Origin of the sequence: Bradyrhizobium sp. Y36 (assembly GCF_002531575.1) — a bacterium.
GTDB lineage: Bacteria > Pseudomonadota > Alphaproteobacteria > Rhizobiales > Xanthobacteraceae > Bradyrhizobium.
The window spans coordinates 343,471-359,562 of record NZ_NWTI01000001.1 but is presented as its reverse complement, the minus strand read 5'-3'; the positions used below and the strand labels follow the sequence as shown (position 1 = coordinate 359,562).

Sequence of the window (16,092 nt, the reverse complement as noted above, 5' to 3'; positions counted from 1 at the left end):
GATCGATGCATCGCGGCATTCCCGTTCGGGAATGCCGCTTCAACGTATCCCTTTGCCCATGGCCCGCGCCGCAAGGGCGGCAGCCGCGGGATAGCGGCGCAGGCCCTGTGCGGCGTGGTCGCGCCAGGCATAGGGCAGACCGCGCCAGGTCAGCGCCACGCTGACATCGGTCAACGGCACCCGCTCGGCGCCGAAGCGCCGCTTATAGTCCTGATTGCCGATGCTGAGGTCGAAACGGCGCACGCCCTCTTCATGCAGCGCCGCCATGGTGCGCTCGGCGACGAGCAGCCCCGGCGAACAGCTCGACCAGGAATCGCCGCCGTGGCTGATGCGGAGCAGGTAATAGGTCCCGCCGTGTCTGACGCCGAGCGCGGTGGCGACGACGCCCTCGTCGCACACCAGCGCCGTGAGGACGGCATACCCTTCCGCGACGCCCTGGCGGGCGACCTCGCGATAGAATCGCGCATGGGCCTCGTCGTTGAGAACGAACGGCGAGCCGAGCTTTCGCATCCGTGCCTGCTGCTGGACGTCCATGACGTCCATCAGTTCATGCGCACGCGCGACATCCGTGGCGATCTCGAACCGCGCGCCTTCGTGCCGGCTGAAGACGCGCCAGCAACGCGGCATCTGCATGCGCTTGATCGACGCCTGATAGTCCGCATAGTCGTCGCCCATCAGCACGAGATTGCCGTTGAGCGAGGAGGACCCGATCCGCCCGAGCGACACCAGCGGGTTCGGCTTGCCGCCGACCTGCACCGGCATCTTCCGCAGGCGAAGCAGATCGAAGCGGTCCGGCAAGGCGCGCAACGCCGCGACCAACGCCCTGCTGATGGCCTGCGCCGCCGCGGCGTCCAATGCGGCATCAAGTGCGAGGATCGGCGCGTTGTTGTCGGAGACGCCGAGATCGGCGAGCTCGACGACGCGGATGCCGCGCCTGACATGGCTGATCATCGGCACCACCGCGATGTCCTTGCCGGTGGCGGCATCGGAGATCACGGCAATCAACGGCGCAACGTCGTCGAACGCCTGATACCAGGCATCGAGCCAGTAAGCATGTTGGAAAGCAGTGCGATGCCCGGCGTTCAGGCGCGAGGCAGCCGCGCGCCAGTCGCGCACGAAGTCGATCGCGATGTCCGAGGCGGCGGACACAACACCATCCAGTTGCTCGACGCTGAGAAACGTCATCGGCGGGGCATACGATTACTGAATGTTTCGGGATAGGTCATGTTTTGTCGCAGACCGGCTTATCGTTAAGCCATTGTCACGACGGACGGCCTCGGACGCGAACGGCTTCATGGCGCCGGTTCCGTTTGCGCGACGCATTGGAACCGGGCCAGGAAATGCAGACCGGCCACCGCCAGAGCGAACATGAACCAGATCGGGTTCTGCCGTTCGAGCAGGAAGGTCTCGGTCGCTCCGTAATAGAGGCCGAACAACCACACGGTCAGGAACAGCTTGGCCAGCGCGCCGCTGTGGCTATGCGTCTGGGCTGACTGGAAATTGCGAAGCGGGGCGAGCACGAAGACGAGGATCACGAGCATCAGCCCCGGCAGGCCGATGGTCACCGCGAGGTCGAGATAGCTGTTGTGGCTGTGCGCCGCCGAGGTCGCCCATTCAGCGCCTTGCGCCGTCTGCCGTGCCGTGACGTCGTCCCAGAAGGCCGCATAGCCGTGACCGATGATCGGCTTCTCGGCGACGGCGGCGAGCGCGAACTCCCAGATGTCGGAACGGCCGGTGAAGGTGGGATCGAGCGGAAGCAGCCGCGTCATGGCGCCGAGCGCCGGGCTCAGGACGCTGCCGACCGTCAGCAGGTTCATCACGATCAGCGGCACGAAGCAGATGATCCGCTTCAGCCACAGGCTTGGCGTGACATAGACCAGCGAGGCCAGCGCGTAGACCGCAAGGCACAGCACCGTCGAGGTCTTGCCGCCGGTGAAGATCAGGAAGATGCCGGCGAGCGCGGCGATCGCAGGCCCCATCACGAAGGAGCCGGCGGCGCAAAGGTAGATGCCGACATAGACCAGGATAGTCATCACGGGCGAGGCGATGTTCTTGTGGCCGAAGCTGCCGCGCCAATCGCCGGCGAGCTGCGGCTCGGTGATGTCGAGTGCGGTGTGAATCGAATAATGCGGCGCGAGGACGACGCCGAGATAGCACAGCGTGAGCAGCACCAGCGCGGCGGCACCCAGGCATTCATTGAAGCTGCGCTGCGACGGCGGCAGCAATGGCAGCAGGACCGCGAGCGAGGTCACGCTGGCGGCGAGTGCGAACCGCTGAATCGAGACGCCGCGACTCTCGGAGAGCACGACGTTGATCACAAGCCAGCCGACGAGACAGAGGTGCAGCGGCGTCACCAGGGTCTTCAGCGCGGGCGCATCCGTCGTCGCGACGAACAGCATGGCGACGGCGGCGAGGAGGCCCCAGGACACATAGGTCAGCGCCATTCGTCCGCCGACGACGGTGGTGACATCGGGATTGCGCAGATCGGGAAACGGATCGAGCGTCACCAGCACCAGCAGCAGCGAGGCGACCGCGACCAGACAACGCGCGGCCTGCACGGCATCGAGCTCCGCCAGGCTATCGCGCAGGACACGGCTCAACGAGCGAGCCTGGAGGTCGGTCGTGTCAGCGGCGCTGCGGTCCATGCTTCGGTCCACGGCTCAAGACACTTCGTGCCGGTGAAGCTCCGGGTCCTGGCGCACCCCGGCTGAGCGTCCCTCATCGACCTTGCCGGCCGCCGGCTGCCGCATGATGCTCCGCGCAATCTCGTAATATTGCAGCGCCCGTTGCTCGAGCGTGAGATTGTCCAGGATATAGCCGCGCGGATCGAAAGCCCCCGCGGCACAGCCGGCCCAGAAGTCGTCCCACCCCGCCTCGAACCCTGCGATATCGGTGAACCTGGCGCCGCAGCGATCGTCCCAATACGGCACCGACGACACCGGCGCGAACTGGACGCGGTGCGGATAGTAATCGGGGTCTCGCCATGGCCCGCCCGGATCCCAGGCGAAGACAGGCACGCCGCAAGACAAGGCCTGCTGATAGGCGATGCCCTGGCTCTCGTTCTGGCACAGGAAGATCATCGCGCGCGAGGCCGCCAGCGCGGCCTGAAAATCCTCTTCCTTGTAGCTGCCGTAACGCAACTCCGTGAACGAGCGGCCCTCCTTGATCAGCCGGGCACGGATGGGTTCGATCAACTCAGGTGCAAAGCGCTCGCGGTCCCAGTGGACCTTGTCGTAGATCAGCACGTCCACGCTCTTCCGAGAGGCCTGCGACGGCGCCCACAGATCCGTGTCGATGCCGATCGGCCAGGCTTCGGTGTCGGGCCAATGCGGCCGGTACATGTCGACGTACCAGGGGCCGGGCACCACGACCTTCTTCACCGGCAGACGCTTGAAGAGATCGGGGTCGTCGAGCGGATGATTGTGGGCGGCAACGCCGAGCAGGATCGGGTTCTTCCACGCGAATTTGTCGAGCAGGAAGGTTCGGCCGATGATGCAGGCGAGCTCGTCGGGGTGCTGCGCGATGTAGCCGTAATCGTTGACGCGGTAGCGGATCCCGAGCCGGTCGAGCCCCGCGCAGAGATTGAGGAACACGCGAAGCTGCCCGCTCATGCGCGGCTCGCCCAGAAGCAGGCGGCGCGCCATGCGCCGCAGATGCCGGTCGCCGGGAAACCAGCGATCGTCCTTGTCCTCGTAGAAGAGGTTGAGGATCATCGCATCGGGGTCGTGTTCGAACGTCTTGGCGGGCACTGGATCCATCCGCGGCAACCTGATGCGCATTCTCGCATGGGACAGGCTGTCGCTCTCTTCGAAATTTGCCACAGGCTTAATGCCAGCGGCTTAACGCTAATCTACGAAACCGGCGCCGCGATGGCCTTCCCGGCAACCATTCGCGTGCGATGCGAGTATCATCCGCGCGCAATCAGGCCCGCGATCGCGCACGTTTTCAGTGCGGCGGATGCGTCCTGGTTAACGGATCATTAAAGGCGAGCAGTAGCGTGATCACCGCCGAAGACGTTCTCGAATTGCCGGCCGCCTCTCGCGTGGGGCCGGCGGCACGTCAGCCGCTGCCGGCAATTTCGGTCCCGCCCGTCTCCGTCGTCATTCCCGCCAAGAACGTCGCGGCCTATATCGGCGAAACCCTCGCCAGCGCGCTCGCGCAAAGCGAGGTCGGCGAAGTGATCGTGGTGGACGATGGTTCCACCGACGACACCACCGCAATCGTCCGCGCCATTCGCGATCCGCGTCTGCGCTTGATGACAAATGATGCCGCCGGCGTGTCGGCGGCGCGCAATCTCGGCGCACGATATGCCAGCGGCGACTGGCTGCTCTTCCTCGATGCCGACGACCGGCTGCGTCCCGGCGCCGTGGCCGCCCTGCTGACGGTCGCCCGCGGCGCGCCGCGCGCGGTTCTGGTCTATGGCGACTACAACACGATCGACAGCGAAGGGCGCCAGATCGGCCGGCGCGGCCTTCTGAAAGGACGCCGAAAACCCTCCGGCGACGTGCTGACGCGGCTTGCCGCCGGCAATTTCATCGTCAATGGCGGCATCGCGCTCGCACGCGCGGAGGCCTTCCGGGCCATCGGCGGCTTCGACACGTCCTTGAGATATTGCGAGGACTGGCATTGCTGGTGCCGCCTGGCGGCGATCGGCGAATTCGAGTTCGCACCAAAGCTGCTGCTCGACTATCGTCTGCACACCGCCAACACCATGAACGCGGCGCTGCGGACGCCGAAAGACTTCTTCCCGGCCATTGCGCGGGTGTTCGACGACGGGTTGATCCTGGCGAGATTGCCCGAGCGCATGACGGCCGGGCTGCGCCTCGCCGCCGAGATTCATCTCGTCACCTATTCGGCGATGCAGGCGGTGCGCTTCGGCAGGTATCGCGACGCCCTCTCTTATCTCGCCATGATCGGCCAGCGATCGCCGAGATCGCTGCCCCGCGCGACGCTCAGGGTCGCCCTCGCCCGGCTCGGTATCTAGCCCGTCGCGGCTGCGTCAGGACACGATCTTCGAGGCCTCATAAGGCTTCGGCTCGATCCCGAACGCCGCGAGCAGCGAGCCGAACGCGACCAACACGGGATGCATCGCGACGACGGCCTTCGACGACGTCAACAAGCCGGCAGCGCGAACCAGCGACAGCGGCAACCGTCCCAGCATCTGCGCAAACACCCGCGCCCGCGCCGCCATACCCCGCGCGGCCTTGAGCTGCACACGATAATTGATCGCGCCGATGCGCAGGCCGCGCTTTGCGATCCAGCCGAAACTGGTGCGGCCTTGCGGCACGGTCTCGGTGATCACGGCCTCGGCCGTCCAGTGGAACAGCATGCCGGCGTCGCGGCACCGCACGAAGAAATCGCAATCGCCGCCGCCGAGGAAGTTGAAGCGAAGGTCGAACGCGGGACGGTCGAAACGCTCGAAGGCCGCGCGCGTGATCAGGCAATTGCCGCAGCCGTAGATCAGCGGCACCGCGCCGGAATAGTCGTAGGCGGGGCAGAAGGCGGGATGGCGCGACAGCCACGGCTTGCTGTCGTCCTCGAACACCGGCAGCACCGGCCCGCCGACCACGTCGGCGCCGGTCGCCTCCGCGGTGCGGACCATCAGCTCGAGCCAGTCGGGTGAGGCGATCTCGTCGTCGTCGATCATCAGGAAACGGGTGGCGGCCGGAAACAGCGCCTGCGCCGTCTCGAACGCGGCGTTGATCGCCTGGCAATTGCCCTGCCGCTTCTCGACCAGGCAGACGCCCTGCAGCCTTCCCTCGGCCAGAAATTCCGCGGCGACCGGTGCGCTCTCGCGCTGCACGGCATCGTTCTCGACCATGACGACGGCAAAGGAACGCGGCGTGCGCTGGTTGGCCAGCGAGTCCAGCGTCAGCCGCAGGTGCTGCGGACGACGGAAGCAGGGAATGCAGACGACGATGCCGACAGACAGGTCGATGACGCGGGAGCTTGCCGCGATCTCCCGGTTGGGATCGCGCACGGCATCCGAGATGCGCGTGGCGGAGAGGTCTGTCGGGATCAATTTCATGACGTTCTCAATGTCCGAGATATGTTGAAAAAGCCCTGCTTCGATCCAGCGTCCCGCGACGGCACATCGCCGCGGGACAGATGCGTCCCAAAATGAACGGCCGGTCGAGACGCGCGCGCCTGCACGTCGCACCGATCTCCCGTCCGCCCTGAAGCATACATCAAGCGCTTAACCGCTTTCGCGTGTTTCTGCCGCCAGATCATGCGCGCGTGGTACTGCAATTCGCGGTCCATGCGGCGACAACGACCCAACATGAACAATGCCGTAGTTAATGCACATGCGCATTAACCCGACCGTAAGCACTGCCACCGGTGAGACCGCGCGGCATCGGATTTGCTCTTCGGGCAAGCGAGTTTTTTCCTGTAAATTTGATTAGAACAAGCGCGGTCAGAAAACATGAACAAGCCAGCCACGATCGATTTCGCAACAGCCACGGCGATCCGGGTCCCCTCGACCACTGCCCCCGTCCAGGCGCTGCACGATCTCGTCCCCGGCGAAGCGCGCGACAGCCTGCTTGCCGTTCACGACGTGTTGCGCCGCGAGCTGCCGAAGGACCGGCTTGCCATCTACGAGGCCGGCGGAGGCTCGTGCAGCGTGCTGCCGCCCGAATTGTTGAGCCGCAGCAAGGTCACCGTCGTCGATATCGACGAGGACCAGGTTCGCAACAACACCTACGCGGACGAGGCGATCCTCGGTGACGTGCAGACCTATAATTTCGGCCGTGAGAGCTTCGATCTCGTGATCTGCTACAACGTGATCGAGCATCTGCCCCACGTCGACGCCGCGCTCCTGAATTTCCGCGATGCGCTCAAGCGCGGCGGCATGATCATGATCGGCGCGCCCAATCCGCGCTCGCTATCCGGCGTCGTCACCAAATATTCGCCGCACTGGTTTCACGTCTGGTTCTACCGGCACATCCGCGGCATCAAGGACGCGGGCCTGCCCGGCGAGCCGCCGTTCCCAACCTTCTTTCATCCGCTGGTGACGCTGCCCCGGCTCGAAGCCTTCGCGGCCGCCAACGGCCTCGAGATGATCTACCGCCGTGAGGTCGAAAGCCCGCGTTATCCCGAAATGCGTCGGCGCAAGCCGCTGGTCGCGGCCCTCGTGGATGCCGGCGCCGCCTTGCTGAACACCATGCTTTCGCGTGGGACCGACGTCCGCCGCGGCGACTATCACGTCATCCTGCGGAAGAACTGACCGTCATGGCGCGCGCGCGACCCATCGCAGACCAAGCGGAGCATCGCAGCCGCACCGTGCGCGGTAACGAACCGTTAATGCTTGGGGACCCCGCGCATCGGCGTCGCGCGGACACACCGGTTCGCGTGACGCGCTTAAACGCTTTGTTTGCCATTTCGGTGAATAGTCCCCCAGTGAGTATGGTTAATTTTCCCTGTTGCGTTGATTGGGCCCCTATATCCCGGGGGCGTGGCGTAGAGCGAAGAGTAACCCCTCAGCCTGCGGCAATTGGAATGAAAGCTGGGGATCATGCTTGACTATAACCAGCCGATAGATCGGGCCAGACCCGAGCCCCCGCAACAAAGGTCCCAGGCCGGCTTCAACGTGCTGGAGCTCGCCAACCTGATCTGGCGGCGCAAGATCGCGATTGCCGCGGCCGCGCTGCTCGGCGCAACGCTTGCCGTCACCATCGGCAAGAGCATGACGCCCCGCTACACCGCCACCGCCCAGCTCTACGTCGACCCGCGCGAGCTGCAGCTCGTCGACCGCGAGCTCACGCCGCGTGCGCAGGATGTCTCCGGCATGTCGATGGTGGTGGAGAGCCAGGCGCGCCTGATCACCTCCAACAGCGTGCTGCTCAAGGTGATCCAGCAGGCCGGTCTCGACAAGGATCCGGAATTCGGCGGCGGCGGCAGCGCGGGCCCGATGTCGTCGCTGCTCGGGCTGATCGGCCTTCAGCCTGCCGCGCCCTCCGCGGCGCAGACGAAGGAGGTGCAGCTGGCGGCGCTCGACGCGCTGAACCGGCACATCACCATCCGCAAGACCGAGAAGAGCTTCATCGTCGACATCGAGGTCTGGTCGACCGATCCGGCGAAGGCCGCGATGCTCGCCAACACGCTGACCAGCGCCTATCTCGCCGAATCCCGCAGCTCGCAGGCTTCGGCGGCACGGCGCGCCACCAACGATCTCTCCGGCCGCCTCAAGGAGCTGCGCGAGCGGCTGCGCAGCGCCGAGACGACGCTCGCCACCTACAAGGCGCAGAACAATTTCGTCGGCACCCAGGATGCGCTGATCAGCGATCAGCAGCTCTCCGCCAGCAACCAGCGGCTTTCCGCGGCCCGCGCGGCGACGATGGATGCGCAGGCACGGCTCGACCAGATCGAGGCGAGCCGGCGCACGGCCGCCGATGCCGGCGCGAATTCGGAGGCGCTGCAATCGCCGACCATCGCGAATCTGCGCGCGCAATATGCCGACGCCCGCAAGAAATATGCGGAGCAGGCCGGCGAGCTCGGCCCGCGGCATCCGGCGCTGCGCCAGACCGAGAAGCAGGTCGAGGATCTCAAGCGCGCCATCAGCGAGGAGATCGACCGCTTCGCGCAGTCGGCCAAGAACGATCTGACGCGCGCCCGCGACTTCGAGGCCTCGCTCAACCGGGCGCTGGAAGCGCAGAAGCGGCAAAGCGTCCAGCTCAGCCAGGCCGCCGTGCGCCTGCGTGAGCTCGAGCGCGAGGCCGATGCCAGCCGCGACGTCTACCAGTCCTTCCTCAAGCGCTCGCGCGAGACCGAGGAGCAGGAGACGCTGAACACCTCGGCGGCCCGCGTCATCGGCGAGGCGACGGTGCCGCAGCGGCGCTCGTTCCCGCCGGCGATGAGCCTGTTCGCCATGATCGGCTTTATCTTCGGCGCGCTCGCTGCCGCAGGCTGGTTTGTCGCGGCCGAGCTCCTGTTCGCCGGCGCAACTGCACCGATCCCCGCGCCCGCCCGCCGTGAGCGCAAGCCGGTGCCGGAGAAGGCCCGCGCTCCCGAGGTCCTGCCCGCCGCGGAAGCGCCGCGACCACAGCAGGCATCGGAGCTTGCGGAAGCGGCGCAGGCGCTGCCCGAACTCGCCGCGCCGTCGCTGCAGCCCGCGATGATCGAAGAGCCCCTGATCGAAAGGCCCTTGATCGCGCGGCTTCAGGAGGCCGACGTCATCCACACGCTCGGCGCCATTCTCGCCACCGGCGGCGGTGTCGACCTGACACGGCTGGGCTGGCCGACATTGCGGCCGGGCTTTCCCCTGACGAAGCTGCTCAACGCCTGGCGCGACATGCGCGCCGCCGTGGCACGGCGCGCCGACGGCAAGGCGATGCCCGTCATTGCGCTCGTCGGTGCCGGCGAGACCACGGGGCGCAGCGTGGCTGCGCTGAATTTCGCGCTCGCAGCCGCGCGCGACGGCGCCCGCGTGCTGATGATCGATGCCGACCATCAGGCCCACGCGCTCTCGAACAAGATTAGCCGCCCCGGCAAGAGCGAGCCGAGCCGGTTCGGCTGGCTCTCGATCGGCAGCAAGGCCGCACGCGAGATCAAGACGGTCAACGGCATTTCGGTGCTGCCCGCCGGCGAGGGCGATGGCAGCAAGGCCGCCGACGCGATCCGCAAGGCGATTGCGCAGGCGCGCGCGGCGGGGGGCTATGACCTCGTCGTCCTCGACGGCCCCGCAATGCCGCTTGTTGCCGGCAGCCGCAAGCTGCTCGACGAGGTCGACGCGCTGGTGGCGGTGCTGCCGACCAGCCTCGACATCAATGACAGCCTGGAAGAGATCCTGGCCGGGCTCGGCCGCGCCGAGCGCAAGCTCGTCGGCGTCCTGCTCGACGAGCTCACTCCGGCGGTCGAAACGCGCCAGCGAGGCAGACAATATGCTTGAACGCCGCGTCAACATTGATGGACGGGCAGCGACGGTCGACGTACCGCGGATCACCGTGGGCGGGCTCCGCATGGCCGCGATCGACCTGGAAGCCACCGCCGATTTCATGATCGAGGCGACCGATCCCGACAATCGCATCGGCCGCCCGCTGTTCCTGACCTCGGCCAATGGCGAGGTTCTGGCGCGCTGCTCGACCGAGCCGCAGACCGAGCGCCTGTTCCGCGCCGCCGACCTGATCAATGCCGACGGCCAGCCGCTGGTGGCGGCCTCGAAACTGCAGTCCTGGTTTCCGCTGCCCGAGCGCGTTGCGACCACCGATCTGTTCCACGTGGTCGCGCGCAAGGCGGAAGCGGTCGGCCGCACCTTCTACATGTTCGGCGCCAGCGAGGACGAGAACATTGCGGCGGTCGAGAACGTCCAGAGGCTGTATCCCGACCTCAAGATCGTCGGCCACAGCCACGGCTATCTGCGCGGCGAGGCGCTGCGCGCGAAGGTCGCGGAGATCAACGCGCTTGCGCCCGATTATCTGTGGGTCGCGCTCGGCGTGCCCAACGAGCAGGCATTCGTGAAGGAATTCACGCCGCACCTCACCAATGTTGGCGTTATCAAGACATCCGGCGGGCTGTTCAACTTTTTGTCGGGCAGCCGTTCCCGCGCGCCGCAATGGATGCAGAAGATCGGGCTCGAATGGGCCTGGCGCACGCTGCTCGAGCCGCGCCGCCTGCTCTGGCGCTATTTGACCACCAACCCCCGCGCGCTCTATCTTCTCTTCAGCCGCAACCGACCCCTCCGCTAAGAGAAGAGCACAAGACGACATGACCGATCGACCGACTGTCCTCGTCACGGGAGGCGCGGGCTATATTGGCTCGCATGCCTGCCGCGCATTGACCGCTGCCGGCTATCAGCCCGTCGTTTATGACAATCTCTCGACAGGCCATCGCAGCTTCGTTGCCGGCCCCCTGGTGACGGGCGATCTGCTCGACGGCGCGGCGCTGGCGCGCGCCTTCGCCGACCACAACATTACGGCGGTGATGCATTTCGCGGCGGCGAGCCTGGTCGGCGAGTCAATGACCGATCCGCAGAAATACTATGTCAACAATGTGCAGGGAACTCTGTCGCTGTTGCAGGCGATGCGGAACGCGGGCTGCAACCGCATCGTGTTCTCTTCGACCGGCGCGGTCTACGGCAATGCCGATTCCAAGGAGTTGCCGGAGGACTTTCCCTGCGCACCGATCAATCCCTACGGCGCGTCGAAATGGATGATCGAGCGGATGCTGGCCGACTACCGCTCAGCCTATGGCTTCGGCGCGTTCTGCCTGCGCTATTTCAACGCCAGCGGCGCCGATCCCGCCGGCGGCATCGGCGAGCTGCGCGACAATGAAACCCACCTCATTCCCCGCGCCATGATGGCGCTGCAGGGCCATGTCGACTTCGCCGTGTTCGGCGACGACTACGACACGCCCGACGGAACCGCGATCCGCGACTACATCCATGTCACCGACCTTGCGGCGGCGCATGTCGCGGCCCTGAAGCTGCTGGAAGGCGGTCATGCCGGCGGCAGCTTCAATCTCGGCACCGGCACCGGCTTCTCCGTGCGCGAGATCCTCAACGCGATCAAGCGAGAGACCGGGCGCGAGGTGCCGCACACCGTCAAGCCGCGCCGCGCCGGTGATCCCACCTATCTGGTTGCGGATCCTTCTGCTGCCCAAAAGGTGCTGAACTTCGTGCCGCGTCACTCCGACCTGCCCACGGTGATCCGCACCGCCTGGGCCTGGCATCAGAAGGCGCATCCGTTCAGGCCGCGTTAGGCCATCGGCGCGCCCGCGCCTTGCTTCGGTCGAGAACGGAGCGCCGCAGCGGTCAGACCGCCGCGCGTTTCAACCGCGACGTCGCGGCTTCCGTGGCGGCCACGTCGGGCTCCGGCTGCAGCGGCGGGGCGACAGGCAGCACCATCGGCCGCAGCAGCTCGGCCATCTGTCGCGCCGGCAAGGGCTTGGAGATGAGGAAGCCCTGCATCTCGTCGCAGCCATGGGTGCGCAGGAAGGCCTCCTGCTCGGCGTTCTCGACGCCTTCGGCGACGACGGTCATGCCGAGCGCCTTGCCCATGCTGATGATCGCCTGCGCGATCGCCTGGTCTTCCGAATCCTGCGGCAGGTCCCGCACGAAAGAGCGGTCGATCTTGATGGTGTCGATCGGGAAGTGCTTCATCAGGGACATCGACGAATAGCCGGTGCCGAAATCGTCGATGGCAAGGCGGATGCCGCGGCTCTGGATGGCGTCGAGCACCTTGAGCGCGCGACCGACATTGCGCATCATCATGCTCTCGGTGACTTCGAGCTGGAGCAGCACCGGCGACATGCCGCTGGCCGCCAGCGCCTCGTCGACGTCCTGCAGCAGATGCTCGTCTGCGAACTGCCGCGGCGACAAATTGACCGCCATCGACAGCGGCAGCAAACCGCGGCGCTGCCAGGCCATGGCCTGCGCGCAGGCCTCGTTGAGCACCCAGCGGCCGATCGGCACGATCAGGCCGGTTTCCTCCGCGAGCGGAATGAATTGCGCCGGCGAGATGCTGCCGAGATCGGGATGGGTCCAGCGCAGCAGCGCTTCCACGCCCGTGATCTGGCCGGTCTCCATCTCCACCTTCGGCTGGTAGTTCAGCGAGAACTGCCCGCGCTCCAGCGCCCGGCGCAGCGCGCTCTCCAGCGACAGCCGCTCGATCGACTGCGTCTTCACTTCCTTGGAGAAGAAGCGATAGCCGTTCTTGCCGTCTTCCTTGGCGAGATACATCGCCATGTCGGCGTTCTTGGTCAGCGTCTGCGCGTCCGAGCCGTTCGCCGGATACATCGCGATGCCGATCGACGCCGTGGTGTGGCACTCGTGCCCGGCCAGTTCCATGGGTTGGGCGAGCGCGGTCAGGATCTCCGTCGCGATCCGCTGGACGTCGTCGATCTCGCCACACTGGTCGAGGATGACCACGAACTCGTCGCCGCCGAGCCGCGCCACCACGTCGCTTGCCCGCAGCGCGCCGCGCAGGCGGTTGGCGACTTCGAGCAGCAGCAGGTCGCCGGCCTCGTGCCCCAGCGAATCGTTGATGACCTTGAAGCGGTCGAGATCGATGAACAGCACCGCGAAACGATGGTCGTGCCGCTCCGCGGTATCGATCGCCCCGCGCAGAAGCGCGTTGAAAGTCTCGCGGTTCGGAAGGTCGGTCAGGCTGTCATGCGAGGCGAGGTACTCGATCCGCTCGTCCGCCTGGTTCTTGGCGTCGGCGCGATCGAAATTCTCCATCGCAAAGGACACGTTGTCGGCAAGACGCTGCAACAGCTCGACGAACTCGGTCGTGAAGGCGGCCGGCTCGGTCGACATGTAGATCATGACGCCGACCGCCCGGTCGTGAACGACGAGCGGAAACGCCGCGCCCGAGCGCGCGCCGTCGCCGCGCACGACGGCATGGAAGGCGCTCACGCGCTGGTCGTTGAGATAGTCGTTGCTGATGCAGGGCCGGCGCGTGCGAAACGCCGTGCCGCTCATTCCGCGCCCTTCCGGCCGCTCCGGATCGATGGAGAGACGGACGTTGCGCGTGGTGTCGGCGGACGGGCCGGCGCTCGCCACGATCTCCAGCTGATCGCTGTCGGCCTTGGCCAGAGCGATCGTCGTCGACGTGAACTTGGCACCGTTCGAGGCCGCAAGGCACACGAGATCGAACAGCTCGGCGCGCGACTTCGCCCGCATGATCGCCTCGTTGGTCGCGCTGAGCGCCGCGAACATGCGCGTCAGGCGCTCCTTCTGCGCCTCGGTGCGGGTCTTTTCCTCGGCCCGATCGAAATTGTCGAGGGCAAACGAGACGTTCTCGGCGAGGCGCCCCAGCAATTCGACCAGATCGGGCGTGAACGTGTTCTCTTCAGGCGCGAGGAAGAGCAGGATGCCGATGGGCTCCTGGCCTGTCTTCAGAAGCGGGAAGCTGGCGGCCGCGCGCGTTCCGTCCTCGACCGCCTTGGTCCGCCAGTACACCGACCGCGGCTCGTTCAGATAGTCATTCATGACGCTGGGCCGGCGCGTCCGGAGCGAAGCCCCGATGATGCCCTGGGCCTCGGGATGGCCGGGGGAGATATTGCAGGTCCGTCCGGCCATCTGCTCCTGCAGACGCCCCTTCACCGCGACGACACGAACGACTTCGTTGTTCTTGTCGATGATGCCGATCGTGGCCGAGGCGAACACGTCGCCGAGCACGGCAGCCTGGCAAGCGGCCTCGAACAATTCCTCGCGCGTCTTGGCGCGGATGATGGCTTCATTGGTTGCGCTGAGCGCCTCGAACATTCCGGTCAGGCGATTACGCTGCTTGTCCGCCTGCGCCTTCTCCTCGGCGCGCTCGAAGCTTTCCAGCGCGAAGGCGACATTGGCCTGAAGCTTGCGCAGCAGTTCGACGAATTCATCCGTGAAGGTGCCGCACTCCGGAGAGTTGAACAGGAACACGCCCTCGATCCGATCGCCGTTGAACAGCGGCAGGGCCGCGGAGGACGCGATGCCGGTGCGGCGGGCGCTGGCGTGCCACGGCGCGATACGCTCGTCGGCGAGCACGTCGTTGCTGACGGCGGGCTGACGCGTGCGGAAGGCGGTGCCGGTCAGGCCGCGGCCTTCCGGCACGTCCTCGGAGGTGGAGAATTTGAAATTGCGAACATGGTCCGCGTTCGGCCCGTAGCTGGCGACGACGCGCAGCAGCCCGGCGTGATGGTCGACCAGCGCGATGTTGGCCGAGGTGAACTTGGCGCCCTTCGCGGTCGCCTCGCAGACGAGGTCGAACAGCTCGTCGCGTGACCGCGCCCGCAGGATCGCCTCGTTGGTGGCGCTGAGCGCCGCATACATGCGCGCCAGCCGTTCCTCTTCCGCGGCGATTCTGGCCTTCTCGGACACCCGGTCGAAATTCTCGATCGCGAACGAAACGTTCTCGGCCATGCGCAGCAGCAGCGCAACGACTTCCTCGTCCTTGGCCCATGACTTGCTGATGAAGAACAGGACGATGCCGACGCTCTCGCCGAACTTGATCAGGGGAGCGGCGACACAGGCCGCGACACCCGCATTGACGTTGGCCTGCTCCCACAGCGTTCCCTTGGTGCGGCTGACGAGGTCTTCCTCGACGAAGGGTTTCTGGCTGCGGAAGACGTTGCCGGAGATGCCGCGGCCATAGGGATTGGTGGCATCGACGGAATATTTGGTCTGGGCGACGAGCTCCAGATTGGGGCCGGTGCCGGCAGCCGGCTTCAGCCAATGGGTGTCCCGCTCTTTCAGCAGGATGATGGTCGCAAGCGACTTGCCGCCATGGACGGAGGCGTCGCATACGAGCTGGTACAGCTCCTGCTCGGTCTTGGCGCGCAGGATGGCCTCGTTGGTGGCGCTGAGGGCGCCGAACATGCGGTTGAGCCGGCGCGTCGCCCGCTCGCTGGTCTGCTGCGCGGTCTCGCGCGCGAAATTGTCCAGTGCATAGGAAATGTTGGCCGACATGCGCTCGAACAGCGCGACCATCTGCTCGTTCAGCGAATTGGGCTCGCTGCGGGTCACCAACAGCACGCCGACACTCTTGCCGTTGCAGAGCAGCGGCAACGCTGCCGCCGCACCGATATGGGCCGCGGCCGCGCCTGCACGCCACGCCAGCGAGCGCGGATCATTCAGATAGTCGTTGCTGATGCACAGCTTCTGATCGCGAAACGCCTCGCCCCCCACGCCCGATCCTTCGGGCGCGCCGGCTTCCGTGGTGATGACGATCGAGCGCAATCGCTCGATGTCATCGCCGCAGCCCGCCGCAAACCGCAGGCGGCGGCCGTCCGGTTCGACCAGGAACACGGCCACGGCCAAGAAGTCCCCGCTCGAAAACCCGGCGTCGCAGACCTTCTGGTACAGCTCGTCCGGCGATTTCGCATAGAGGATCGCCTCGTTGATGGCGCTCAACGCCGCAAAGGTGCGCGCGAGTGTCGTCGGCACGATCTCAGCTCCCGGGCATTCTGCCTGTTTCTCCCGGGTGACTTTATGAACGGCCATCGCCTAAGTGGTCGTTATTGCGCGCTGCAAACCCTCAATCAAAGTGAACGAGCTGCGAACGACCTGCGCCAAACTGCAGGAAATACCGCCGCACGGGACGATTCCCCGACTCCTGGCCGTCTCTTTACGAATTTGCAGCCCTGTATTGGTTTACGGGAGATTGATATCGCAGC

At 66.0% G+C, this 16,092-nt stretch carries 10 protein-coding genes; 5 read left to right on the top strand and 5 right to left on the bottom strand.

Going from position 1 to position 16,092, the window contains the following annotated elements:
• Positions 1-39: 39 nt before the first annotated feature.
• The 3 genes from CO669_RS35820 to CO669_RS01665 form a co-directional block, all read right to left on the bottom strand.
• On the bottom strand, positions 40-1,185 hold the full coding sequence (locus CO669_RS35820) for a GNAT family N-acetyltransferase (RefSeq protein ID WP_198963761.1): 1,146 nt from the start codon (positions 1,183-1,185) through the stop codon (positions 40-42).
• 107 nt (positions 1,186-1,292) lie between these two features.
• A complete protein-coding gene (locus tag CO669_RS01670; protein ID WP_097657458.1) occupies positions 1,293-2,645 on the bottom strand; it encodes an O-antigen ligase family protein in 1,353 nt (450 codons plus the stop codon).
• A 15-nt stretch (positions 2,646-2,660) separates the two neighbouring features.
• Positions 2,661-3,749 (bottom strand): glycosyltransferase, encoded by a 1,089-nt coding sequence (locus CO669_RS01665; protein ID WP_097657926.1) that lies wholly within the window; start codon positions 3,747-3,749, stop codon positions 2,661-2,663.
• A gap of 248 nt (positions 3,750-3,997) precedes the next feature.
• On the opposite strand from CO669_RS01665, the gene CO669_RS01655 reads away from it, so the two are divergent.
• The gene (locus tag CO669_RS01655) at positions 3,998-4,984 is read left to right on the top strand and encodes a glycosyltransferase (protein ID WP_097657456.1); all 987 of its coding nucleotides are present in this window, start codon (positions 3,998-4,000) and stop codon (positions 4,982-4,984) included.
• A gap of 15 nt (positions 4,985-4,999) precedes the next feature.
• Here CO669_RS01655 and CO669_RS01650 read toward each other — a convergent pair whose 3' ends face one another.
• A complete protein-coding gene (locus CO669_RS01650) occupies positions 5,000-6,028 on the bottom strand; it encodes a glycosyltransferase family 2 protein (protein WP_097657455.1) in 1,029 nt (342 codons plus the stop codon).
• A 396-nt stretch (positions 6,029-6,424) separates the two neighbouring features.
• Here CO669_RS01650 and CO669_RS01645 point away from each other — a divergent pair, with 396 nt between their 5' ends.
• From CO669_RS01645 to galE, 4 genes are all read left to right on the top strand, one after another.
• Complete coding sequence (locus CO669_RS01645) at positions 6,425-7,225, top strand: class I SAM-dependent methyltransferase (RefSeq protein WP_097657454.1); 801 nt, start codon at positions 6,425-6,427, stop codon at positions 7,223-7,225.
• A gap of 288 nt (positions 7,226-7,513) precedes the next feature.
• Positions 7,514-9,886: an exopolysaccharide transport family protein gene (locus CO669_RS01640; protein ID WP_097657453.1), complete on the top strand. Its 2,373-nt coding sequence runs from the start codon at positions 7,514-7,516 to the stop codon at positions 9,884-9,886.
• Positions 9,879-10,682, top strand: coding sequence for a WecB/TagA/CpsF family glycosyltransferase (locus tag CO669_RS01635; protein WP_097657452.1), 804 nt, complete (start codon positions 9,879-9,881; stop codon positions 10,680-10,682). Before CO669_RS01640 ends, CO669_RS01635 begins: the two co-directional genes overlap by 8 nt.
• Before the next feature lie 19 nt (positions 10,683-10,701).
• Entirely contained in the window at positions 10,702-11,694 is a 993-nt protein-coding gene (galE, locus tag CO669_RS01630) for a UDP-glucose 4-epimerase GalE (RefSeq protein ID WP_097657451.1), read from the top strand.
• A 52-nt stretch (positions 11,695-11,746) separates the two neighbouring features.
• Here the strand turns inward: galE and CO669_RS01625 are convergent, their stop codons facing one another.
• Positions 11,747-15,862, bottom strand: a complete 4,116-nt coding sequence (locus tag CO669_RS01625) for a bifunctional diguanylate cyclase/phosphodiesterase (protein WP_198963760.1) — start codon at positions 15,860-15,862, stop codon at positions 11,747-11,749.
• Between the last annotated feature and the right edge of the window lie 230 nt (positions 15,863-16,092).